Origin of the sequence: Massilia sp. KIM (assembly GCF_002007115.1) — a bacterium.
Taxonomy (GTDB): domain Bacteria; phylum Pseudomonadota; class Gammaproteobacteria; order Burkholderiales; family Burkholderiaceae_D; genus Telluria.
This window is the reverse complement of the sequence record NZ_MVAD01000001.1, coordinates 1,919,370-1,941,622: the sequence shown is the minus strand read 5'-3', so window position 1 is coordinate 1,941,622 and position 22,253 is coordinate 1,919,370. Positions and strand designations below refer to the sequence as shown.

Below are 22,253 nucleotides of genomic sequence, written 5' to 3'. Positions count from 1 at the left end.
GAAGCCGCTCAGCGCCGGAAGCGCACGTCCTCGCTGACCACCGCCGCTTCGCCCTTGGGCTTCTTGGGCTTCTTGGGTTTCTTGACGATCTGGCCGCCGGCCGTGGTCTCGGGCACCCGGTGCTCGGGCGCGAAGCCGGGTTCCTCGACGCGCTTGATCACCTGGCTGGTCAGGCCCTCGATCGCGGCCAGCAGTTCGACCTCGTCGGCCGCCACCAGCGACACCGCCTCGCCCGAGGCGCCGGCGCGCCCGGTGCGGCCGGTGCGGTGCACGTAGTCCTCGGCCACGATCGGCAGGTCGACGTTGATCACCGCCGGCAGGTCCTGGATGTCGAGGCCGCGCGCGGCGACGTCGGTGGCCACCAGCACCCGCACCTCGCCGGCCTTGAAGCGCTCCAGCGCGCGCAGGCGCGCCGGCTGCGGCTTGTCGCCGTGGATCGAATCGGCCGTGATGCGCTTGGCTTCCAGCAGGCCGACCAGCTCGTCGACGCCCTTGCGGGTGCGGGCGAAGGCCAGCACCTGGGTCCAGGCATGGCGCTTGAGCAGGTGGACGAAAAGCTCGGGCTTGCGCTTCTTGTCGACCGGGACCAGCCACTGGGTGATGGCCTTGACGGTGCTGTTGCGCGGCGTCGCCTCGATGCGCACCGGGCTGACCAGCAGGCGGTTGGCCATGGCGCGGATCGGATCGGAGAAGGTGGCCGAGAACAGCAGGGTCTGGCGCTTCTTGGGCAGCAGGGCGAACAGCTGGTCGAGCTCGCGCGAGAAGCCGAGGTCGAGCATGCGGTCGGCCTCGTCCAGCACCAGCACCTTGACTTCGTTGAATCGCACCGCGTTCTGGCGCTGCAGGTCGAGCAGGCGCCCCGGGGTGGCCACCAGCACGTCGATGCCCTTGCGCAGGGCCATCATCTGCGGATTGATGCTGACCCCGCCGTAGGCGGCCAGGGTGCGCAGCTCGAGCCCGGCGCCGTAGGCTTTCACGCTCTCGTGCACCTGCTCGGCCAGCTCGCGGGTGGGCACCAGGATCAGCGCGCGCGCCGCATTGCTGGACACCTTGGCCCCGCTTTTCACCAGCCGCTGGAGCAGGGGCAGGGTGAATCCGGCGGTCTTGCCGGTGCCGGTCTGGGCCGCGGCCATCACGTCCTTGCCGGCCAGCACGGCGGGAATTGCCTGCTGCTGGACGGCGGTCGGGGTCTGGTAGGCGAGCGTGTCGAGGGTGGCGAGGATCGGATCGATCAGGCCGAGGGAAGCAAACGACATGGAAAAATAAACCTTGCGGCTAGAAAATAGACAAGCCGTAGTTTACCTTGCCCGGGCGGGCAGGGTGTGGCGGAGGGCGCCGGCTCAGTCGGCGTCGAGCATGAGCGACAGGTCGACCGTCGGCTTGACCGGCTCGTTGTGCTCACGGCAGCCGGCCACCAGGAGGAAGACGATGGCGAGGGCGGCGGCAAGATAAATGCGCGGTTGCATGATGGAGTCCTCAGGGAAGGCTCCATCATACGCCTTCCGCCCCGCGATTTGTGAGCGGATCGACAGCTTTTTCCCGATCCGCCGCCTGCGGCAACGCCGCTCAGAACTGGTAGGAGACGCTGGCGCGCAACACCGGGAAGAACTTGTAGTCCTTCAGGTCCTCTTCCAGGCGGGCCTGTTCGGCCGCGACGTCGCGCGCCAGCACGATGCAGGCGGCCGCCGCTGCCTGGCAGCCGGTGCTGGCCAGCTTGAGGTGGGGATTGCCGTGGTAGATCACGCCCAGGTCCGCGCCCAGGTTCCAGCCCTTGTTCGGGGTCAGGGCGTTGCCCCAGCCGATGCCCAGGTAGGGCGCGGCCTTGCGGAAATCGACCCGGCCGCGCAGATTGCCCACCGTGGCCGCCGAATAGCGCCGCCCGTTGATCGTATAGAGGCCGTCGCCCGCCGGGGTGGCGTGCGCGTCGAGCTTGCTGCCGTTGTAGACCACGCCGCCGGTCAGGCGGAAGGCGCTGCCCGGGCGCACATACCAGTCGAACAGCAGGTCGTAGGTCTGCAGCTTGGCGTCCACCTTGTAGTCGACGCCGCCGGAGCGCAGCGTGGTGTCGTGCTTGAAGTAGTTGATGCCGAAGCGGCCGTTGAGATAGCTCTCCATCGGCAGCACGAGGTGCAGGCCGGCGCCGGTGGTGCCGAGGTCGGCGCTGACGCCGATCTGGGCCTGGGCCCCGCCGGCGGCCAGGGCGGCGGCGAGGAAGACGGCGGTCTTGTTGTGCAACATCTTGAAACCTTTCTAGCGGGAAAACCCGAGATTGTACTCGCAGCGCCGGACTTTTTTGTCGGCCCCGGCCCCGGTTTCGTCGGCGAATGGCGGCATCCGTCGCATAATGCTGACTAGCAAGGCATGGCGTGGCTATGCTGGCCATACCAATGACCATCGAAGGACCATCATGCTCGCAAGTACTTTCCATCTCGGCCGGCTGCTGGCGGCCTGGATCGCCGTCTACATGGCGGTCGCGATCACGCTCAACGAAACCTGGCTCGAGTACATCGACGTGCACCCGGAGGGCTACATCGTCCTGCTCGCCTTCCTTCTGGGGGCCTGGGTGCTGTCGGTGGCCTTTTCGCACGTGCGCCGGGTGCGCCTGGTGGCGGGTGAGCTCAACCGCAGCACCCTCTCGAACCGCCAGCGCCGCCGCATCGAGGTCCCCTTCGAGGCCGGCGAAGCCTTCGACATGATCGACGCCGCCATCCGCGAACTGCCCGGCTCGGTGGTGGCCGACAGCGCCCGCGACAGCCTGCAGGTGCGCGCCAAGATCAGGCGCATCAATCCCTACGGCGCCCACTCGGCCTACGGCTGGGCGCTGGAACACCTGTCCACCCCCAACAACCAGATCCTGGCCACCGTCACGCCCAACGGCGACGACGCCGGCAGCGTGACCCTGATCTGCGAGCCGGAAGGGCCGGCCTGGACCGACTGGTTCCTGGTCGACCACGGCACCAACCTCGAGAACGCCGAGGCCATCGTGCGCGCCATCACCCGCCGGGTGGCCGAGCGCCGCCGCTGCGAGCAGGCTCAGGTGCGCGACACCGTCACCGAGAAGGAGCTGACGGTGGCCCGCCTGAACCTGCTGCACGCCCAGGTCGAGCCCCATTTCCTGTACAACACCCTGGCCAGCGCCCAGCTCTTGACCCGCAGCGACCCGGCGCGCGCCGACGAAATGCTGGGCAACCTGATCTCCTACCTGCGCCATTCGCTGCCGCGCACCGAGGACGCGCCCTCGACCCTGGGCGAAGAGCTGGAAAGGGCGCGCAACTACCTCGACATCCTCAAGATCCGCATGGGACCGCGCCTGAACCTGCAGGTCGACCTGCCCGAGGCCTTGAACAAGGCGCTGTTCCCGACCATGATGTTGCAGACCCTGGTGGAAAACGCGATCAAGCACGGCATCGAGCCCAAGCCGGGCGGCGGCACGGTCTGGATCCTGGCGCGCGCGCTCGACAGCACGCTGTCGGTGACGGTGGCGGACGACGGTCGCGGCTTCAGCGCCGAGGGCGGCGGCACCGGGATCGGCCTGCGCAACGTGCGCGAGCGCCTGCGCCTGGCCTACGGCAGCGCCGCCTCGTTCTCGATCGTGTCGAATTTCCCGAGCGGGGTGGCGGCCACCATCACGGTCCCGCTGGCGCTCCAGGGAGGAGGGAAGCAGCATGCCTGAGCCGATGCGTACTACTTTCCGCTGCGTGGTGGCCGAGGACGAGGCCCTGCTGCGCGACGCCCTGGTCCAGTTGCTGCGCGAAGCCTGGCCGGAACTCGAGATCGTGGCCGTGTGCGAGGACGGCGGCAGCGCCCTGGACGCCATCGCCAGCGAGCGCCCCGACCTGGCCTTCCTCGACATTCGCATGCCGGGCCTGAGCGGGTTGGAGGTCGCGTCCGCCATGCTCGACGCCGGCCTGAAGACCGAGGTGGTGTTCGTCACCGCCTACGACCAGTACGCGGTCGAGGCCTTCGAGCGCGGCGCCGTGGACTACCTGCTCAAGCCGGTGGCGCGCGAGCGCCTGGCGGCGACCCTGGCCCGGGTCCGCGAGCGCCTTGGGCGCGGCGGCGTGGACGGGGCCCAACTGGCAGCCCTGTTGGAGCGCCTGGCCCAGGTGGCGCCGCCGGCGCCGCGCGCCGAGCCCCTGGTCTGGCTGACCGCCAGCCGCGGGGTAGAGACGCGCCTCATTCTGGTCGACGACGTCGCCTACTTCCAGGCCGACTCCAAGTACACGGTGGTGATGACGGCTGAGGGCGAGTCGCTGCTGCGCAAGCCGATCCGCGACCTGCTCGAAGTGATCGACCCGAGCATGTTCAAGCAGGTGCACCGCTCGACCATCGTCAACCTGCGCGCGGTGGCGGCCGTGACCCGTGATGAAAGCGGGCGCGGCATCATCCGCCTGAAGAACCGGCCAGAGCAGTTGCCGGTGAGCCAGCCTTTCATGCATTTGTTCCGTCATATGTAAGCAAATGTGAGAACACGCACAGACTGTAATAATGTGGTCTGGCGCACACAGTAAATGACGTTGCAAATGGTAAAGTTCGTCCCACAATATTTTTTTGCGAGACGCAACATGAAAAAACTGATCATCGGCGCGGCCTTCCTGGCCGCCGCTCTCCCTGCGATGGCCCAGACGGGCGTCAGCATCAGCGTCGGCCAGCCCGGCTTCTACGGCCGCATCGACATCGGCGACTTCGCCCGCCCGCAGGTGGTGTACACCCAGCCGGTGATCATCGAGCAGCGCCACTACCGCGCCGAACCGGTCTACCTGCGCGTGCCGCCGGGCCACCGCAAGAACTGGCGCAAGCACTGCGCGAAATACGGCGCCTGCGGCCAGCCGGTGTATTTCGTGCGTGACCAGTGGTACAACAACGTGGTGGTGCCGCGTTACCGCGAGCACCACGCCTATGCCGCGCCGGTGCGCTACGAGGAGCACGGCGGCGGTCATGGCGGTCATGGCGGTCACGGCCGCGACCACGGCGACCATGGCAAGGGGCATGGCAAGGGCCACGGTCATGGCAAGGGCCACGGCAAGGGCCACGACTAAGCTCACGAGCAGGGTTACTAACGAGCAGGGGGGCTGGCGAACCGCCCCCTTTCGCCCGGCGTAGTAAGATTGCCACATCGCCCAAGGCCCGGCGCACTGCCGGGCGGGCGCCATGACGGAGGCAAGCTTGCGAAGCGAGATCGTGATCGTGGGAGGCGGCGCCGGCGGGCTCGAGCTGGCGTGCAAACTGGGCCGTAAACTCGGGCCATCCAAAGTGACGCTGGTCGACAGCCGTCTCTACCATATCTGGAAACCCTCGCTGCACGAGGTCGCGGCGGGCACCCTCGACATCCACCAGGAAGGCCTGTCGTACCCGATGCTGGCGCACGACAACGGCTTCAACTTCGTGTTCGGCCCCATGACCGGCCTGGATGCGGACGCCAAAACCCTCACCATCGGCGCGGTGCGCGCCGCCAGCGACAACGACGAAGTGCTGCCCGAGCGGCGCCTGCACTACGCTTCGCTGGTGATCGCGGTGGGCAGCACCTCCAACTATTTCGGCGTGCCGGGCGCGCGCGAACACACCATTTCGCTCAATGCCACCGAGGACGCGGAGCACTTCCGCCTGCGCATGCTGCGCCTGATGCTGGCCGTCGAGCAGCAGCGCGAAGAGGGCAAGGACGCCGGCCTGGACGTGGTCATCATCGGCGGCGGCGCCACCGGCGTGGAGCTCGCGGCCGAGCTGCGCGAAGCTTCGGGCGCGTATGCGAACTACGGTTTCAACGCACTCGACGGCAGGCGCGACGTGCGCATCACCATCCTCGAAGGCGCGCCGCGCATCCTGGCGCCGCTGCCGGAGAAGGTCTCGAACGCGGCGCTGGACCTGCTGCAAAAGCGCGGCATCAAGGTCATCACCGACTGCCGGGTCACGGCGATCGAGCGCGACCGCGTGACCGACAAGAATGGCAATGTATATCCGTCCGACCTGTGCGTGTGGGCGGCGGGCATCCGCGCCCCGGAGCTGCTGGCCGGCTTGGGCCTGCCTACCGCCAAGGGCGGGCAGATCGAGGTCGACGCCCACCTGCGGGTAAAAGGAGTGCAGGGCGTGTACGCGCTCGGCGACTGCGCGGCCTGCGTGGACGGGAACGGTCAGGCGGTGCCGCCGCGCGCCCAGGCCGCGCACCAGCAGGCGGACTACCTGGTCGCCACTTTCCTGCGCCTGGACAAGGGGCGCCCGCCCCAGGACACGCCCTACGAGTACCGGGACTACGGTTCGCTGGTGTCGGTGGGGCGCAGCACCAGCGTGGGCAGCCTGATGGGATCGCTGCGCGGCGCGAGCTGGTTCGTGCAGGGAACGGTGGCGCGCACCATGTACGCCAGCCTGCACCTGATGCACCACCGGGCGGTGCTGGGATCCGTGCGCACGGCCTTGCTGGCGGTGGCGCGCTTCCTGATACGGCGCAGCACGCCCCTGGTCAAGCTACACTAAAGAAGGTGCTTGCGGCCGCGCGTGCGGCCGTTCAGCGTCGGATCAGCGTTGGATCAGCTTCAGATCAGCTGACGATCGGCTGCTTCGGCAAGGTCATGCGCAACACCGCGCCGCCCGTTTCTCCCCGCGCCAGCACCAGTTCGCCGCCCAGGAAGCGCGCCCGTTCGCGCAGCAGGCGCAGGCCGTGGCAACCCCTGGACGACATGGCCCGCTGCGGATCCTGCGGACCGGCGCCGTTGTCGCGCACCGTCAGCATCGCCTGCTCACCGTCGTCGTCGAGGATGACCTCGATCTCGCTGGCGCGGCCGTGCGCGACCGCGTTGCGCAGGCCTTCCTCGGCGCAGCGCAGCAGCACCACGCCCTGGGTGCGCGAGTAGTTGCCGTCGTCGTCCGGCAGGCTGGCGCGCGCCTGCACGCCGCGCTCGGCGCCGAAGGCCGGCACCAGCTCGGCCAGGGCCGCCCTCAGCCCCAGGAACTCGAGCTTGTCGTTCCACAGCGCGAGCTGCATCTTGCGGTTGGTCTCGATGATGGTGGTGAGCAAGCCCTTCATCTGGGCGCTGCGGTCGCGCATCGCCTTGTTCTCGGCCGGGATGTGCTGGGTGAGCAGGGCCAGGTGCATGGTGAGGGCGGTCATCGAAGAGCCCAGGCTGTCGTGCAGCTGGCGCGCCAGCAGGCGCTTTTCCTCGTCCCAGCAGGAGGCGAGGTGGGCCAGCATTTCGGTCAGTTCAGCGGTGCGCTCCGCGACCAGGCGTTCGACTGCCGGGTCGTGGTGCGGATGGGCCGGATCGGTCATCGTGGGCTCGGTTCAATGTTTCCCAAATCATACAACAGTTGGTGCGGCGGCGGCGCGCAAGCGCCGGTGGGAACAGCGTGCGGTGCCGCACGGTCTGTCGAGCTGTTGTAGGCGAAGCTGGACCTGTGGCCACAGCGCTGCCACACCAACCAACCAATTTGAAAACGGGGGCACCACATGGCGACCAATGAAGCGAAAGATGCGATCGAGCTGCTGACCAAGCAGCACCGGGAAGTGACCGAACTGTTCGATCAGTTCGAGAACCTGGGCGACCGCGCCAAGGCCAGCAAAAAGAAGCTGGCCGACAAGATCTGCGAGAACCTGGTCATGCACACCATGATCGAGGAAGAAATCTTTTATCCGGCCGTGCGCGGCCACGGCAAGGAAGCCGAGGAGATGGTCGACGAGGCCGTGGTCGAGCACGCGTCGGCCAAGGAGCTCATCGCCCAAATCCAGGAAATGGATCCTGATGAAGACCTGTTCGACGCCAAGGTCAAGGTGCTGGGCGAACAGGTCGAGCACCACGTCGAGGAAGAAGAGAAGGAAATGTTCCCGAAAGTGCGCAAGATGGACCTGGACCTGAAGAGCATCGGCCAGGAAATGGCCGCGCGCGCCGACGAGATCATGGCGTCCAGCTAAGGCCCGGCAAGACCCATCGCGGGTCTTGCGCAGGGATAGGCGGCCTCAGGCCGCGGCCGAGTGCACGTGGGGCGCCCCGTTCGGCTCGCTCAGCGCTTCGAGCAGGCGGTCGAGGTTGACCGGCTTGACCAGGTGCAGGTCGAAACCGGCCTCGAACACCCGGCGCTGGTCTTCGGCCAGCCCATAGCCGGTGAGGGCGATCAGGCGGATGCCCTGCGTGGCCGGATCGGCGCGCAGGCGGCGCGCGACCTCGTAGCCGTCGATGCCCGGCAGGCCGATGTCGACCAGGGCCGCGTAGGGCAGGTGAGCGACGGCGGCCGCCACCCCGGCCAGGCCGTCGGCCGCCTGGTGCACCGGGTAGCCGTGCACGGCCAGCATGGTGGCCATCATCTCGCGGCCGTCGTCATTGTCTTCGATTAGCAGCACCGGACGCTTGCCGCCTTCGCCGGCGGCGGCCTCGGCGGGCTTGGCCGCCTCCACCTGCTCGGTGCGCGGCAGGCGTATCACGAACACGCTGCCGCTGCCGGCGCCGGCGCTGTCGGCGCTGACGCTGCCGCCATGCAGTTCCACCAGGCGGCGCACCAGCGACAGGCCGATGCCCAGCCCGCCCTGGGAGCGGTCGATCGAGATCGCCCCCTGCACGAACACGTCGAACACGTGGGGGAGCAGCTCGGGCGGAATGCCCACGCCCGAGTCGCGCACCTGGAGCACGACTTCGTCGGCTTCGCCCGACAGGGCGATGTCGATGCTGCCGCCGCTGGGCGTGTACTTGAGCGCATTGTCGAGCAGGTTGGAGACGATCTGCTCGAGCCGGGTCGGGTCGCCGTCGACCCAGCCGGGCGCCAGTTCGACGTTGATGCTGTAGCCGGTGGTGCGGCCGGTGGCGCGGAAGGTTTCCAGGCAGGAGGACACCAGCCCCGCCAGGTCGGTTGCCTGGCGCGCCAGCAAAATCTTGCCGGACATAGCGCGGGACAAATCGAGAAGGTCGTCGACAATGCGCGACAGGTGCTGGCTCTGGCGCTGGATGATCTGCTTGGCGCGGCCGACCGTGTCCGGGCTTGCCGCTGGCAGGCTGATCAGGGCCGAGGCGCTGCTGATCGCCGACAGCGGGTTGCGCAGCTCGTGGCCGAGCATGGCCAGGAATTCGTCCTTGGCGTGGCTCTTGCGTTCGGCGGCGCGCCGCTCCTCCATCTCGCGCACCAGGCGGCGATTGGTCGCGGTCAGTTCGGTCGTGCGCTGGGACAGTTTTTCTGCCTGGCGCTTGAGCTGTTCGTTCTTCATCGCCAGGGTCACGAAGACCGAGACCTTGGCGTGCAGGATCTGGGGAATCACCGGCGTGAACAGGAAATCGGCGGCGCCGCGCTGGTAGGCCTTGAGACGGTCGATCTCGTCGGCCAGGAAGGCGGTGACGAAAATGATCGGGATGTCGGCCGAGCGCGGGCGCTGATGGATCGCCTCGGCGGTCTCGAAGCCGTCCATGCCGGGCATGTTCACGTCGAGCAGGATGACGGCGAAATCGTGCAGCAGCACCTGGCGCAGCGCTTCCTGGCCGGAGCGCGCGGACAGCACCGTGTAATTACTTGAATCCGCCCACTGTTCGAGCAGGCTCGTCAGCGCAAGCAGGCTCGCGGCATCGTCGTTGACAACCAAAATCTTCGGTTTGTCGGTGGACGTCACATCGGTGGGCACGGTAGTGGACACGGCGGTAGACACAGTGGTTGACACGATGGTTCCTGAAGCTTTGCGTCTTAATTAGAATTCTTTTGCCCTGACTACAGGATAGCAGACACGGAATGTTTCATGTCGGAAAAATCCGTGACGAAATGAGCCATGATAGCACGCGCATTTACGTGCAAATAAGCAAATATATCAATCGTGCGCGGGTGTCGGTGTACGCTGTCGCACATACGTTGCAGAGGGGCTGTGCGATAGTCGGGGCGTGTCCAGTTCAACCGCATCGATGGAGGACGGGGGCGCCTACTTGAGAGGACAGATTATGAATATCGACACCATCGTGAACCAAGCATTCCACGGCAAATCGTTCAGCGAACTCGTGAATGCACCCTTGACCGCCCTGAACGGCATCGGCGACAAGGAAGCCGCAGCGCTGAAGGCGCTGGGCGTGAATACCATCGGCGAGCTGGCGGGTCTGAAGGTCGTCAACTACGCCATCGCGATCAAGGCCCTGGCCGGCTGCGAGGGGCTCTCCAGCAAGGAGGAGGCCGAGGAAACCCTGCTCGACGAGGGCGTCGAGATGACCTTCCCGGCCAGCGATCCTGTCGCCGTGCAGTCGAGCATCACCCGCATCGAGGTGGCGCCGGAGAAGGTCGACGCCAGCAAGGACCATCAGCATGCCCAGGCGATCGAGGCGCACAACCAGGACTCGCTGAGCAACAGCGCCTTCCACACCGGCTATCTGCAGCAGGGCAAGGACGGCAATCGCTGAAGGCAGCGGGCAGAACGGTGGGCCGGCGAATCCGGCCCGCCGGCTGAGCCAGCGATCGTATCGTTGGCGAAACAACAAGGGCCGCTGATGCGGCCCTTGTTTCATTTGTGGAACGATCAGTGGTGGACTTTTTCGGTCGCCGCCGGCGCGCTCGGGGTGACCACGGGCGCGCTGACGGGCGGCTTGAGCGAAGCCGACTGGCGGTTGGCGGCCGGCGAGCAGAAGCGGTTCTTGCCGGCCCGCTTGGCTTCGTACAGCGCATAGTCGGCGATGCTGATCAATGCATCCACCGATTCCGCATCGTCCGGGTAGATGCTGATCCCGATCGAGGTCGACAGGCGCAAGGTCAGGTCGTTGACGAAGAAGGGTTCGGACAAGGCCTCGACCAGCTTGGCCGCCGGCCCCTGGGCGTCGGCCAGGCTGTGGACGTCGCCCAGCACCACCATGAATTCGTCGCCGCCCAGGCGCGCCACCGTGTCTTCCTTGCGCGAATTGGCCAGCAGGCGCTGCGAGACCATCTTGAGGATCTCGTCGCCATAGGCGTGGCCGTAGGTGTCGTTGATCGCCTTGAAGCCGTCCAGGTCGAGATACATGATCGCGGCCTTGGTATGGCTGCGGTTGGCGTGCTGCAGCGCGGTCTCGATGCGGTCTTCCAGCAGGCGGCGGTTGGGCAGGCCGGTGAGGGCGTCGTGCAGGGCCAGTTCCTGCTGGGCGCGGCTGTACTGGGCGAGTTCCTTGTACAGCAGGCGCACCTCGAGCATGTTGTGGATGCGCTTGTGCACTTCCAGCAGGTCGAAAGGCTTGCTGATGAAATCGCGCGCGCCCGCTTCCAGGGCGGCGATCTTGAAGCTGGGCTGGGCGGTCAGGGCCAGCACCGGCAGGTAGCCGCCCTGTTCAATTTCCTTCAGACCCTTCATGACCTGGAAACCGTTCAGGCCCGGCATTTGCAGGTCGAGCAGGATCAGGTCGTAGTTGTGTTCGCGGTGAAGGGGACAGACCTGTTCCGGCAGCATGGTTGAACTGACACAGGTGTAGCCTTCCTCGCGCAATATCTCTTCCATCAATTCGATATTGTCTGGCGAGTCGTCGACCACGAGGATCTTCGCGTTCAAAATGTCTTGTCTGCTCGGCATGCTGTCTTCTCTTCTGCGGTACTGGAGAGCCGTTCCTTTCTTGCTGGAATCGGGCTAACCCCAACTCTCCATAGTCTAGCAAACCCTACAAACTTTCTTGTAGGACAGCGCCGCGTCCTCTGGTAGGAAGGTCAGCGACCTTGGCCGCGGGCGCTCGCGGCCAGCATCGGAGCCGTCGGACCGACCGCCATGCCCACCGCGGCGATCAGTTCCGAAGGTTCCACAGGTTTAGAAATATGCGCATTGAATCCCGCTTCCAGGGCCTTTAAACGGTCTTCCGAACGGGCGAAGGCGGTCAGCGCGATGGCCGGGGTGAGGCCGCCGGCGTCGCGTGGAAGCTGACGTACCCAGTTTAGCAGTTCCAGGCCGTCGACCTCCGGCATCCCGAGGTCGCTGACCAGGAGGTCGGGCGGCTGCTCGCGAAGCATGCCGAAGGCTTCGCGCGCGCTGGCGGCGATGCGCACCCGCGCCTGGCAGTCGCCCAGGATGCGGGCGATCAGCTCGCGCGAGTCGCGGTCGTCGTCGACCACCAGCACGTTCAGCCCCGGCAGCTCGCGCAGGCCGGCGTCCGGCGGTGCGGCCTCGGGCAGGGCCGGCGGCGCGGGCAGGCGCTGGCCGCGCGGGCGCGCCGGCGCCTGGGCCAACGGCAGCTCGATCGTGAAGCTGGCGCCCAGGCCTTCGCCGGCGCTCTCGGCGCGCACGGTGCCGCCGTGCTGCTCCACCAGGTGCTTGACGATCGACAGGCCCAGCCCCAGGCCGCCGTGGCGGCGCGTCATCGAGGCGTCGGCCTGGCGAAAGCGCTCGAACACGTGGGTGATGAATTCGGGACGGATGCCGGCGCCGTTGTCGCGCACCGTCACCGTCACATGGTCCTGGCGCTGGCCGATTTCCACCGTGACCAAGCCGTCGCGCGGGGTGAACTTGATGGCGTTGGACAGCAGGTTCCACACCACCTGCTGCAGGCGCCCGGGGTCGCCCGCGACCATGCCGGCTTGCGGATCGTAGCGGCGCTCGAGGCGGATCTGCTTGGCGTCGAGGGCAGGGCGCACGGTCTCGATGGCGGCGTCGACGAAGGAGGCCGGCGCCAGGGTCTGCATGTCGAGCAGCACCTTGCCCGAGGTGATGCGGCTCATGTCGAGCAGGTCTTCGATCAGCTGGGCCTGGGCGCGCGCGTTGCGTTCGATGGTCGAGAGCCCGCGCTGCAGGTCGGCGCCGTCCTTGCTGCCGCGGCGCAGCACCTGGGACCAGCCCAGGATCGCCGACAGCGGCGTGCGCAGCTCGTGCGAGAGAGTGGCCAGGAATTCGTCCTTCATCTGGCTGGTGCGCTCTGCTTCCTCGCGCGCCTCGCGTTCGTTCTCGAGCAGCACCTTGCGCTCCTCGGCGGCGCGGCGCGCGGCCTCGTACAGGCGGGTGTTGTCGAGCGCGATCGCGGCCTGGGCGGCGATGCCGGCCACGATCCGTTCGCTGCGCTCGCTGAAGATGTCGGGCTCGGGGTGGCCGAAGAACATGGTGCCCAGCAGCTCGCCGGAACGGGCCACCACCGGCACCGACATGTAGCTGCGCACCGCCGGGTGGCCGGCGGGCAGGCCGAACTGGGGCGCGCTGCCGGCCAGTTCCGGATCGCTGGCGATGTCCGCCACCCGCACCAGGCCGCGCTTGCGCAGCCCGGGGCCGAACAGGGCGGTGGCGCGCGGCTCGCCCAGGGTCTGGTATTCGGCGGTCGTGGCGCCGGACAGGGTGGCCAGCGAGAACAGGGTGCCGTCGCCATCCTCGCCGTCGCCGTACGCGCCGTCGCCGTAATAGAAGAAGGCGCCGAAGCGCGCGCCGCAGACCCCGCTGGCGGCGTCGGTGGCGGCCTGCAGCAGCGAGCGCAGGTCGCGGGTCGAGGCCAGGATGCTGCCGGTGCTGTTGAGCAGTTCCAGCACGTGGGATTCCTCGCGCAGGGCGTGCTCGGCGCGCTTGACCTGGTCGACGTCGGTATTCGTGCCGAACCAGCGCACCACCCGGCCGTCGCGGTCGCGCACCGCCTCGACCCGGGTCAGGAACCAGCGGAAGTGGCCGTCCGCGCCGCGGATCGGGAATTCCATCTCGAAGGGCGCGCCGGTGCGCACCGACTCCTGCCAGTGTTCCAGCACCGCCGGCAGCACCGCCGGGTCGTGCACCGCCTCCCAGCCCCAGCCGGTCGCCTGTTCCGGCGTGGTGCCGGTGTATTCGTACCAGCGCTCGTTGAACCAGACGATGGCGCCGCTCGGGTCGGCCATCCAGGCCAGCTGGGGAATCGTGTTGGCCAGCACGCGCAGCAGTTCTTCGCTCTGGCGCAGGGTGTCCTCGGCCTGCTTGCGCACGGTGATGTCCTGGACCACGCCGCTCATGCCGCGCACCTCGCCCGGCAGTTCGGGGCTGGCGGCGCCGGCGCCGCCGGCGGGGTCGGGGCCGAAGTCCGGGCGGCCGACCAGGGCGATCCAGCGCACCGCGCCATCGTCGGTCAGCATCCGGCATTCGATGTCGAGGTCGGTGCGCGCGGCGAAGGCTTCCAGCACGCCGTGGCGCAGGTGAATGCGGTCGTCGCGCTCGAGCCGGGTGCGCAGGGCGGGCCAGTCGAGCGGCACCTCGGCCGGCAGGCCAAGGATCTCGGCGGCGCGCGCGCCGAACAGGATGCGGTCCTGGGCGGCGTCCCAGCGCCAGTCGCCCAGGCGGCCGGCGGCCATGGCCACCTGCAGCCGGTTGTTGTTCTCGACCAGGGCCTGCTGGTCCAGCTTGCGCTGGGTGATGTCCTGGAAGTAGAGCGTCAGGCCGTCGGGCGAGGGGTAGATGCGCATGTCGAGCCAGCAGCGCAGGCGGCGGTAGTAGAACTCGCGGGTGACGGTCTCGCGCCGCTCCATCGCGCGCCGGCAGTCGGCCGCCACCGAGGTGCCGTGCAGGTCCTCGAACTCGTCCCACAGGCTGCGCCCGAGCAGCCCGCCGCGGCTCTTGTTCAGGGGCGCGACCATCTCCAGGGCGCGGCCGTTGATGTAGGTGATGCGCCAGTCGCGGTCGACCGCGCAGAAGCCGTCGGTCAGGCTTTCGAGCATGTTCTCCATGCGCTCGTTGGCCTGGCGCAGCGCCTCCTTGGCGGCGATCAGCTCTTCCTCGGCGCGCTGGCGCGCGGCCAGCACGCTGCTGGCGTTGGCCAGGGCCACCGCGCGCATCGCTTCCAGTTCGTCGCGCTCGCCGTTCATGGCGCGCCTCCCAGGATGGCGCTCGCCAGGCGCGTGCCCTCGACCCGGGCGCGGATCTTGGCGAAGGCGGTGGCGCGCCCCAGGCCGGCGTCGTCGAAGAAGGGCGCGAAGCCGCTGTCGTCGGTGGTGCCGAGGCGTTCCGGCGCAATGAAATCGGCGGCGAACAGCACCCGGTCGCGCACCTGTTCCGGCGTCTCCACCTGCGGATTCGACGGGTCGGTCACGCCGACGAAGATGCGCTGCTCGGGGCGGGCATAGTCGCGCACGATGCGCAGGGTGCGGGCCGGATCGCTGCTGCCGGCCAGCGACAGGTAGACGTTCCCGGTGCGCAGCTCGAACAGGGCCGGCAGCAGCTCGGCGTATTCGGCGTCGAGCGCGCTGGCGCCGTCCGACCACGGGGCGGCCGACACGTGGACCCCGATCAGGGCGCGCTGCTCGGGCGAGAAGCGCCCGAGCGCCAGGTTGTCGAGGTCGATGAAGCTGGACAGCAGGGCGCCGCCCGGGTCGAGCTGCATCGCCAGGCGCGCATGGGCGAAGTCGATCTGCACCTTGTGCGCGCCGGCTTCGAGGCAGCGCCGCACTTCGGTCTCGTGTTCGCGCACCAGGTCGTCGAGGAAGTGCTCGCGCGGGTAGTCGGCGATGCCCTCGGCCGGATAGATCAGGGATAGCGCCGAGGGCGAGATCACGGCCTGCTTGACCGGCTGAGTGGCGTGGCGGCGCGCGGCGCTCAGGTACTCGTCGGCGTAGCGCTGGTAGCGCAGCGGACCGCGCACCAGGCGCGGCATGCGCTGGCCGTGCCCGCCCGCGAGCGGGATGTGGAAGCCGTCGGGCGCCATGTTGGGGGCGCCGTCGACCGGATAGCACCAGAAATTCCCGAACTTGGCCTGCTCGCCGTCGCTGACCACCGGGCAGCCGAGGGCCTCCAGCTCCGCGATCGTGGCGCGCACGGCCTCGCCGGCCAGCAGGGCCAGCTCGGCAGGGTCGCGTCCCTCGCGCCAGGCCGCGACCAGCGCGGGCGGGCGGGGGATGCTACCGATGGGCTCAGTGGGAATCATCATCGAAGGCCTGGTACGGGGCCGGCGCGGCCGGGGCGGGTGCGTCTGTCATTGTAGTCCAGCCGGACCGGGCCGGCACACACGCTTGTCACGCCCTGGCCGCCGGCATGGCCGCGATCTTCGCCAGCGCGTCCTGCAGCTGATCCAGTTCGTAGGGCTTCTGGAGCGACAGGTGCGGAAACTCGACATGGCGCAGCAGGGTGTCGCCATAGCCGGAGGCGAAGATCACGCGCAGGGCGGGCTGGTCCTGGAGGGCGCGGCGCGCCAGGTCCACGCCGGACATGCCGGGCAGGCTGACGTCCGAGAACAGCACGTCGTAGCGCTGGCGCGCCATCATGGCCAGGGCGTCGTCCGGGTGGGCGGTGCCCTCGGCCTCGTGGCCGAAGGCCTTGAGCATCTCGCACACCAGGTATTGGGAATCGAGATTGTCCTCGACCACCAGGATGCGCAGGCTGGCGCCGGGCGCCGGATCCTCGCTGGCCGCCGGGCTGGCGGGAGCCAGGGTCAGCAGCACGCCGGCAACCTGGCCGGCCTCGTCGCGCACCGGGGTCAGGCGCAGGTCCCAGCGCTCCTCGCGCAGGCCCTCGGGGTGGCGGAAGGCCAGTTGCACGCCGGACAACACCAGCGGCTCGCCGCGCCAGGCCTGCTGCAGGGCCTCGCCGGCGGCGGCCAGGGGCGGCGGCATCACCGGCGGCACCGATCCGCCCGGCGTCCGGCCGTAGCCGGGGCCGGCGAGGGCGCCGTAGGCTTCGTTGAAGACCAGGACCATCTCGCGCCCCCAGACCAGCAGGGACGGCAGCGGCGCGTTGAGCAGCAGATCGGCCGCCAGGCGCAAGGGCAGGGGCCAGCGCGCGGCCTCGCCCAGCGCACTAGCGGACCAGTCGTAGGACGCGGTGCTCCGGGCGGACTTGTCGGTGTCAAACATGGGCGCAGTGTTGTAGGAACAAAAACAGCCGCATCCTACCACCAATCCTGAACGTACCGCCGCGTCTAGCGTGCGCCCGCCGGCCGGAAACCGGGCAAAAAAAAGCCCGCTTCGTGGGAAGCGGGCTGAATCTATTTCCTTGGAGGAGAATAGAGGAGACAGGAAGCATGATGCTGCAACGCGGCAAATTCGTCCAATTTATCTTTATAATGACAGTCATTGTTTCCATCAATAACTAATCTGTGGCGGAAGTGGCGCGCCGCGCCTGCACGATAGGGTGCACGCTTGGTGTGCGAGGGAAAATGTTCTACGATGGCAACTATGTTAACGATGCCGCTCCCCGCCCGCGCCACGATCGCGCTGCCGCCCCGCGCGCCGTCGCCCCGCTGCGCCACGGCGGGCGGGCGCGCGACGCCTTTCCGGGCCGCGTCCGCGCCGGATGGCCGTACTGATGCGCCGCGCCGCGCGCGCCTGCGTCCGGCTATCATGCACCTCATGCGCCGAGCGGGCGGCAGTCTCGCTTCCACCCCATGCAGCCCCGACCCGGCAACGCCGCGTCCTTGACTGGCCAATCTCTCATGACCTTTTTGCAATTTCAGGCTGCCGAAAAGGACCAGCCCGGCCGACGCGGCGCGGCGCGGCGTCGGCTCGCCCTCAGTCTGCTGGGCCTGCCGCTGCTGCCGCTCCTGCTGGCCGCCGGCCCGGCCCTGGCCGACAACGCCGGCGCGGCGCTGCTGGAACGGCGCGTCAAGGCGGCCTTCCTGTATAAATTCCTGGCCTACGCCGAATTCCCGCCCCAGGCCTTCGCCGACGCCACCACCCCGCTCACCATCGGCGTGGCCGGCTCGGACGAGATGAGCGCGGAACTGGCGCGCATCGCGGCCGGCCGCATGGTGAACGGACGCAGCATCGCAGTGCGCCAGTTGCGCGAAGGCGAAGACCAGGCGCCGCTGCACCTGCTGTTCGTGGCCGGCAGCGACCCGGCGCGGGTCGGCAAGGTATTGCGCGCGTCCCCGCCCGCCTACCTGACCGTGACCGAGTGCGGCGACCAGCGGCACTGCGGCAGCGTCATCAACTTCCGCGTCGTCGACGAGCGCGTCCGTTTCGACGTCTCCCTCGACGCCGCCGAAAAGAACAACGTCAAGCTCAGTTCGCGCCTGCTCACGGTCGCGAACCGCGTGCAGAAAGGAGCCCCATGATGGCGATGCACGATACCGGCTCCGTGCGAAGCAAACTGATCATGATGGCGGTGTCCACCACCGTGGTCGCCCTGCTGGCGGCCGGCGCCGCCATGCTGCTGCTCGACCTGCGCACCTTCCAGCGCTACTGGGTCGACGACCTCACCACCCAGGCCGACATCGTCGCCAGCGTGACGGCGCCGGCGCTCTCCTTCAACGACGTCAGCGGGGCCACCCAGAACCTGCGCCTGCTGCGCCTGCGTCCCCAGATCGAGGCCGCCGCCATCTACGGCGCCAATGGACAGCGCTTCGCCACCTACGCCCAGCCGGGCGTGGCGCCGGACTTCCCGGCGCGTCCCGAAGCGCCCGGCTACCGCGTCGAGCAGGACGAACTGGTCCTGTACCGCAACATCGTCGAGAACGGCGAGATCATCGGCAGCGTCTACCTGCGTTCGCGCTACGGCCTGCTGGACCGCGTGATCGACTACGGGGCCGTGCTCGGCGGCGTGCTGCTGGCGGCCCTGGTGATCGCGGCCCTGGTGGCCTCGCGCCTGCAGTCCTCGATCACCCGCCCGCTCGAAGCGGTGACCAACGTGGCGCGCCAGGTGATGCTGCGGCGCGACTTCAGCCTGCGCGTTCCCGGCCATGACAAGGGCGAGATCGGCGTGCTGGTCGAGGCCTTCAACGACATGCTGGCCGAGATCGGCCGCCGCTCCGACGCCCTGCAGGCCGCCAACCGCACCCTGGAGCACGAGATGGAAGTGCGCCAGCGCGCCGAGCAGGCCCTGATCGTGGCCGATCGCCGCAAGGACGAATTCCTCGCCACCCTGGCGCACGAGCTGCGCAACCCGCTGGCGCCGATCCGCACCGGCCTGGACATCCTGCGCATCCGCAGCGGCGACGCCCAGGCCACCCAGCGCGCCACCGACATCATGGAGCGCCAGCTGCGCCAGATGGTGCGCCTGGTGGACGACCTGCTCGACGTCTCGCGCATCAATACCGGCAAGTTCACCATCAAGATGGGCCGGGTGGAGCTGAAGGCGGTCGTCAACGACGCGCTCGAGGTGGTGCGCTCCTATATCGAGCTGCACGGCCACGAGCTGGTGCTGGACTTGCCGGACCGTCCGGTCTTCCTGCACGGCGACGCCACGCGACTGGCGCAGATCCTGTCCAACCTGCTCAACAACGCCGCCAAGTACACCAACCGCGGCGGCCGGGTCGAGCTCAAGGGCTATGTGGAAGACAGCACGACCCTGGTGCTGGAAGTGATCGACACCGGCATCGGCATCGCCGCCGACATGCTCGACAGCGTGTTCGAGATGTTCGTGCAGGTCGATTCGACCCTGGAGCGCAGCAATGCGGGCCTGGGCGTCGGCCTGTCCCTGGCGCGCAAGCTGGTCGAGCTGCACGGCGGCACCATCACCGCCCACAGCGAAGGCATGGGCCACGGCAGCCGCTTCGTGGTGCGCCTGCCGATCGTGGTCGAGCCGGAACCGCTGACCAAGCCGACGCCGGCCGCCTTCATCAGCACCGAGACCTATCGCATCCTGCTGGCCGACGACAACGTCGACTTCGTCAACAGCATCGGCGCGCTGCTGACCGCCATGGGACACAGTGTGGTGATCACGCACAACGGGCCGGATGCGCTGGCCGCGGCGGCGCGTTTCTGCCCGGACTACGCCTTCCTCGACATCGGCCTGCCGCACATGTCGGGCTACGACCTGGCGCGCGGCATCCGCAAGCTGTCCTGCGGGGCGATGACGGTGCTGATCGCGGTCACCGGCTGGGGCCAGGAGAAGGACCGCCAGCTGGCCTTCGAGGCCGGCTTCGACCATCACATGGTCAAACCGGTGCGTTTCGAGCAGATCGAGGAAATCCTGGGGAACCGCAGCATCATCAAGAAGCTGCGCACCTGAGAATGCGACTTGGGGCAGGGCGGGGCAAGCGGTCCGCCTTGCGCCGCATCGTGGAGCGCAGGCGAGAGCTTGCGCTTGATTCCACGTGGGCAGTGCTAAGAATGATTTCGGCAAGCCTGGCGCCTGCATGAGCGCTCCTGTCGGCGATGACAGGACTCGGACCGCGGATCAGCCCGGCGGTTCGGAACTCGTCCCTCCAAGGCCGTCAGGGCAAAAAAGCATGTCTGCTTCTGTCGGCAATGACAGGAAGCGGACCGTGGAACAGCCCAGCGGTTCGGCACTCATCCATTTCCCAGGCCGTCAGGGCAAAAAAAAACGGAAGCGCATGACGCGCTTCCGTCCCAACTCAAACCAGACGCTGCTTAAGCTTGCTTTGCCTTGCGACGACGTGCCAGGAAGCCGAGGATACCCAGGCCGCCCAGCATCATGCCGTAGGTTTCAGGTTCCGGAACCGGAGCCAGCATCACGGCGCCACCGAACGACGCGCCGGTGTCGGACACCAGGGTGCCGTTCACTTGCAGGTAGTAGTCACCAGCGGCCAGGTTGTCGGCCGAGATGCTCCACACGTCCATTTCGCCGCTCATCAGCGACGAACCCGAGGCGATCAGGGTGTCACCTTCGCCGTACAGGGCGAGGCCGGTGATGTCCAGGCCGGTGTCTGCGCTGCGGCTGATCGACGAGATGATCGCATCCAGGTTCCAACCCAGGTCGCTTTCCACGGTGAAGGTAAAGCGGTCGGCGAAGGTGTTGCCTTCGTTGTCAGCTGCGAAGGTATCGCCAAAGAAGGCGGTGTTATCGATCAGGTTCAGTTCCTGCGGCGAATCGCCGATGACGGTTTGGGCCATCACGGCCGACGAACCGAACGAAGCGGAAGCCAGCACCAGTGCAGCAATCAGAGATTTTTTCATTTCTTTCCTCGCATAGAATCAGCCGCGTCCTGCAGCTTGGGTTTCAAGAATCGGGGAACTCCATGCTATCAAAAAGTCATGAATGCGCACGGGTGCGCACGGTTCAGATCGCATCTCGTGCGCCACATTCCAAAAACCAATAAATTTCCGCCAGGACATCCCAAAAATGCGTTCTTCATAGGAGAGAAGCCCTTTTTTCCGTTGATGAGTAGAAAAAAATCGTCGAGTTGCACGTCATATGTCAGGCGATTCCTACGCAAAGAGAAGCGCGAGTCCGGCGCAGAGCGAACGGCAGATGAGCGCATTTATTAAGCAAAGGCTAAGAAATGCGTGCGCGTTGAGCGATATTGCTGAGCTGGCGCAAAACCCGGGGGAGAATTGGGGAGAGAAGATGGCGAGAAAACGAATATTCTCGGCAGAAAAGAAAAATGGCTCAGAATTTCTTCTGAGCCATTTAGGAAAAACTGGCGCGGCTGGCAGGAATCGAACCCACGACCCCTTGGTTCGTAGCCAAGTACTCTATCCAGCTGAGCTACAGCCGCCCGAGGCACGCATTATAGCAGCATGAACCGGATTGGCAAAGTCCCGGCCCCGGCCAGGCGGCCTGGACGCCACATCTCCGGGCGACTCCCGCACTCCGGCCCGCGCGCCGGCATTCCGAAACGCCAGGATCGACGCACATAACGAAAAAAGGGACCAGATCTTTCAATCTGGTCCCTCATATTCTGGCGCGGCTGGCAGGAATCGAACCCACGACCCCTTGGTTCGTAGCCAAGTACTCTATCCAGCTGAGCTACAGCCGCCCGATGCACGCATTATAACCGCTGGGTGGACTCTTGGCAAAGGTGTATGCCATTTCCGTATTGCTGACGGCTCGCAGGCTGCCGGTGGCGAGGCGGTAGCCGGCGCGCGCAAGCCACAGCAAGGGGGGGTAGAGGCGCACGCGGGAAGAGGCGGCCAGCACCGAAGCGGCTAGCCGGAAGAAACGGCAAGCCCGAAGAAACGGCAGGCGGAAAATAGCGGAAAGCGGGAAGAAGCGGCAAGCTCGAAGAAACGGCAAGCCCGAAGAAACGGCAAGCGGGAAGAAGCGGCAAGCGGGAAGAAGCGGAAAGCGCAAAGAAACGGCAGGCCGGAAGAAACGGCAAGCGGGAGCGCGCAACGAAAAAAGGGACCAGATCTTTCAATCTGGTCCCTCATATTCTGGCGCGGCTGGCAGGAATCGAACCCACGACCCCTTGGTTCGTAGCCAAGTACTCTATCCAGCTGAGCTACAGCCGCCCGATGCACGCATTATAGCGGCGCCTGCGCATCTTGGCAAAGGCTCATCGCCGATTTTCTGCGCCAATCCGGTATCGCCAGGTGAGCGCGGCGCGCTCCGGCGCGAAGGCGCAACGAAAAAAGGGACCAGATTTCTCAATCTGGTCCCTCATATTCTGGCGCGGCTGGCAGGAATCGAACCCACGACCCCTTGGTTCGTAGCCAAGTACTCTATCCAGCTGAGCTACAGCCGCCCGATGCGCGCATTATAGCAGCAGCATGTTGTTTCCGGAAGACTCATTTTCTTTCTCAGCCCG

The 22,253-nt window shown here is 67.1% G+C and carries 18 protein-coding genes and 4 tRNA genes; 8 read left to right on the top strand and 14 right to left on the bottom strand.

Annotated features, from left to right (window positions below; all coding sequences use genetic code 11):
• Positions 1-8 precede the first annotated feature (8 nt).
• From B0920_RS08320 to B0920_RS08315, 3 genes are all read right to left on the bottom strand, one after another.
• A complete protein-coding gene (locus tag B0920_RS08320; RefSeq protein WP_078032055.1) occupies positions 9-1,256 on the bottom strand; it encodes a DEAD/DEAH box helicase in 1,248 nt (415 codons plus the stop codon).
• 84 nt (positions 1,257-1,340) lie between these two features.
• Positions 1,341-1,466: a hypothetical protein gene (locus B0920_RS26395; protein ID WP_267873362.1), complete on the bottom strand. Its 126-nt coding sequence runs from the start codon at positions 1,464-1,466 to the stop codon at positions 1,341-1,343.
• 100 nt (positions 1,467-1,566) lie between these two features.
• The gene (locus B0920_RS08315; protein ID WP_229455288.1) at positions 1,567-2,238 is read right to left on the bottom strand and encodes a hypothetical protein; all 672 of its coding nucleotides are present in this window, start codon (positions 2,236-2,238) and stop codon (positions 1,567-1,569) included.
• 169 nt (positions 2,239-2,407) lie between these two features.
• On the opposite strand from B0920_RS08315, the gene B0920_RS08310 reads away from it, so the two are divergent.
• The 4 genes from B0920_RS08310 (at position 2,408) to B0920_RS08295 (ending at position 6,468) form a co-directional block, all read left to right on the top strand.
• Complete coding sequence (locus B0920_RS08310; protein WP_078032054.1) at positions 2,408-3,673, top strand: sensor histidine kinase; 1,266 nt, start codon at positions 2,408-2,410, stop codon at positions 3,671-3,673.
• Positions 3,666-4,457 (top strand): LytTR family DNA-binding domain-containing protein, encoded by a 792-nt coding sequence (locus B0920_RS08305; protein ID WP_078032053.1) that lies wholly within the window; start codon positions 3,666-3,668, stop codon positions 4,455-4,457. Before B0920_RS08310 ends, B0920_RS08305 begins: the two co-directional genes overlap by 8 nt.
• 108 nt (positions 4,458-4,565) lie before the next feature.
• Entirely contained in the window at positions 4,566-5,039 is a 474-nt protein-coding gene (locus B0920_RS08300) for a hypothetical protein (protein ID WP_078032052.1), read from the top strand.
• A 127-nt stretch (positions 5,040-5,166) separates the two neighbouring features.
• Positions 5,167-6,468 carry an NAD(P)/FAD-dependent oxidoreductase gene (locus B0920_RS08295; RefSeq protein ID WP_229455287.1) on the top strand — a complete coding sequence of 434 codons (1,302 nt, stop codon included), beginning with the start codon at positions 5,167-5,169 and terminating at the stop codon, positions 6,466-6,468.
• A 64-nt stretch (positions 6,469-6,532) separates the two neighbouring features.
• Here the strand turns inward: B0920_RS08295 and B0920_RS08290 are convergent, their stop codons facing one another.
• The gene (locus B0920_RS08290; protein ID WP_078032050.1) at positions 6,533-7,261 is read right to left on the bottom strand and encodes a sensor histidine kinase; all 729 of its coding nucleotides are present in this window, start codon (positions 7,259-7,261) and stop codon (positions 6,533-6,535) included.
• A gap of 177 nt (positions 7,262-7,438) precedes the next feature.
• Here B0920_RS08290 and B0920_RS08285 point away from each other — a divergent pair, with 177 nt between their 5' ends.
• Positions 7,439-7,900 (top strand): hemerythrin domain-containing protein, encoded by a 462-nt coding sequence (locus B0920_RS08285; RefSeq protein WP_078032049.1) that lies wholly within the window; start codon positions 7,439-7,441, stop codon positions 7,898-7,900.
• A 45-nt stretch (positions 7,901-7,945) separates the two neighbouring features.
• Here the strand turns inward: B0920_RS08285 and B0920_RS08280 are convergent, their stop codons facing one another.
• A complete protein-coding gene (locus tag B0920_RS08280) occupies positions 7,946-9,625 on the bottom strand; it encodes a response regulator (protein WP_229455286.1) in 1,680 nt (559 codons plus the stop codon).
• 271 nt (positions 9,626-9,896) lie between these two features.
• Here B0920_RS08280 and B0920_RS08275 point away from each other — a divergent pair, with 271 nt between their 5' ends.
• Positions 9,897-10,346 (top strand): hypothetical protein, encoded by a 450-nt coding sequence (locus B0920_RS08275; protein ID WP_229455283.1) that lies wholly within the window; start codon positions 9,897-9,899, stop codon positions 10,344-10,346.
• A gap of 116 nt (positions 10,347-10,462) precedes the next feature.
• Here B0920_RS08275 and B0920_RS08270 read toward each other — a convergent pair whose 3' ends face one another.
• The 4 genes from B0920_RS08270 to B0920_RS08255 form a co-directional block, all read right to left on the bottom strand.
• Complete coding sequence (locus B0920_RS08270; protein WP_078032048.1) at positions 10,463-11,479, bottom strand: diguanylate cyclase domain-containing protein; 1,017 nt, start codon at positions 11,477-11,479, stop codon at positions 10,463-10,465.
• A 131-nt stretch (positions 11,480-11,610) separates the two neighbouring features.
• Positions 11,611-14,697 carry an ATP-binding protein gene (locus tag B0920_RS08265; protein WP_078032047.1) on the bottom strand — a complete coding sequence of 1,029 codons (3,087 nt, stop codon included), beginning with the start codon at positions 14,695-14,697 and terminating at the stop codon, positions 11,611-11,613.
• A complete protein-coding gene (locus B0920_RS08260; protein WP_078032046.1) occupies positions 14,694-15,755 on the bottom strand; it encodes a 5-methyltetrahydropteroyltriglutamate--homocysteine methyltransferase in 1,062 nt (353 codons plus the stop codon). The genes B0920_RS08265 and B0920_RS08260 overlap by 4 nt, the downstream gene beginning before the upstream one ends.
• A gap of 85 nt (positions 15,756-15,840) precedes the next feature.
• A complete protein-coding gene (locus B0920_RS08255) occupies positions 15,841-16,677 on the bottom strand; it encodes a response regulator (protein WP_078032045.1) in 837 nt (278 codons plus the stop codon).
• A gap of 578 nt (positions 16,678-17,255) precedes the next feature.
• On the opposite strand from B0920_RS08255, the gene B0920_RS08250 reads away from it, so the two are divergent.
• Together B0920_RS08250 and B0920_RS08245 are read left to right on the top strand one after the other, a co-directional pair.
• Positions 17,256-17,876 carry a YfiR family protein gene (locus B0920_RS08250; protein ID WP_179119118.1) on the top strand — a complete coding sequence of 207 codons (621 nt, stop codon included), beginning with the start codon at positions 17,256-17,258 and terminating at the stop codon, positions 17,874-17,876.
• A gap of 23 nt (positions 17,877-17,899) precedes the next feature.
• Positions 17,900-19,771: an ATP-binding protein gene (locus B0920_RS08245; protein ID WP_179119117.1), complete on the top strand. Its 1,872-nt coding sequence runs from the start codon at positions 17,900-17,902 to the stop codon at positions 19,769-19,771.
• A gap of 362 nt (positions 19,772-20,133) precedes the next feature.
• Here B0920_RS08245 and B0920_RS08240 read toward each other — a convergent pair whose 3' ends face one another.
• The 5 genes from B0920_RS08240 to B0920_RS08220 form a co-directional block, all read right to left on the bottom strand.
• Entirely contained in the window at positions 20,134-20,679 is a 546-nt protein-coding gene (locus B0920_RS08240) for an FxDxF family PEP-CTERM protein (RefSeq protein WP_179119116.1), read from the bottom strand.
• Positions 20,680-21,144: 465 nt separating this feature from the next.
• A tRNA-Arg gene (locus B0920_RS08235) sits at positions 21,145-21,221 on the bottom strand.
• A 184-nt stretch (positions 21,222-21,405) separates the two neighbouring features.
• A tRNA-Arg gene (locus tag B0920_RS08230) sits at positions 21,406-21,482 on the bottom strand.
• A 398-nt stretch (positions 21,483-21,880) separates the two neighbouring features.
• Positions 21,881-21,957 (bottom strand) — tRNA-Arg (locus B0920_RS08225).
• A gap of 156 nt (positions 21,958-22,113) precedes the next feature.
• Positions 22,114-22,190, bottom strand: a tRNA-Arg gene (locus B0920_RS08220).
• Between the last annotated feature and the right edge of the window lie 63 nt (positions 22,191-22,253).

Bases quoted from the DNA above. Each gene is read 5' to 3' on its own strand.
- B0920_RS26395 (WP_267873362.1), bottom strand. From the start codon at position 1,466: ATGCAACCGCGCATTTATCTTGCCGCCGCCCTCGCCATCGTCTTCCTC.
- B0920_RS08255 (WP_078032045.1), bottom strand. From the start codon at position 16,677: ATGTTTGACACCGACAAGTCCGCCCGGAGCACCGCGTCCTACGACTGG.
- B0920_RS08285 (WP_078032049.1), top strand. From the start codon at position 7,439: ATGGCGACCAATGAAGCGAAAGATGCGATCGAGCTGCTGACCAAGCAG.
- B0920_RS08305 (WP_078032053.1), top strand. From the start codon at position 3,666: ATGCCTGAGCCGATGCGTACTACTTTCCGCTGCGTGGTGGCCGAGGAC.
- B0920_RS08320 (WP_078032055.1), bottom strand. From the start codon at position 1,256: ATGTCGTTTGCTTCCCTCGGCCTGATCGATCCGATCCTCGCCACCCTC.
- B0920_RS08260 (WP_078032046.1), bottom strand. From the start codon at position 15,755: ATGATGATTCCCACTGAGCCCATCGGTAGCATCCCCCGCCCGCCCGCG.
- B0920_RS08300 (WP_078032052.1), top strand. From the start codon at position 4,566: ATGAAAAAACTGATCATCGGCGCGGCCTTCCTGGCCGCCGCTCTCCCT.
- B0920_RS08275 (WP_229455283.1), top strand. From the start codon at position 9,897: ATGAATATCGACACCATCGTGAACCAAGCATTCCACGGCAAATCGTTC.
- B0920_RS08310 (WP_078032054.1), top strand. From the start codon at position 2,408: ATGCTCGCAAGTACTTTCCATCTCGGCCGGCTGCTGGCGGCCTGGATC.
- B0920_RS08250 (WP_179119118.1), top strand. From the start codon at position 17,256: ATGACCTTTTTGCAATTTCAGGCTGCCGAAAAGGACCAGCCCGGCCGA.
- B0920_RS08265 (WP_078032047.1), bottom strand. From the start codon at position 14,697: ATGAACGGCGAGCGCGACGAACTGGAAGCGATGCGCGCGGTGGCCCTG.
- B0920_RS08270 (WP_078032048.1), bottom strand. From the start codon at position 11,479: ATGCCGAGCAGACAAGACATTTTGAACGCGAAGATCCTCGTGGTCGAC.
- B0920_RS08315 (WP_229455288.1), bottom strand. From the start codon at position 2,238: ATGTTGCACAACAAGACCGCCGTCTTCCTCGCCGCCGCCCTGGCCGCC.
- B0920_RS08290 (WP_078032050.1), bottom strand. From the start codon at position 7,261: ATGACCGATCCGGCCCATCCGCACCACGACCCGGCAGTCGAACGCCTG.
- B0920_RS08240 (WP_179119116.1), bottom strand. From the start codon at position 20,679: ATGAAAAAATCTCTGATTGCTGCACTGGTGCTGGCTTCCGCTTCGTTC.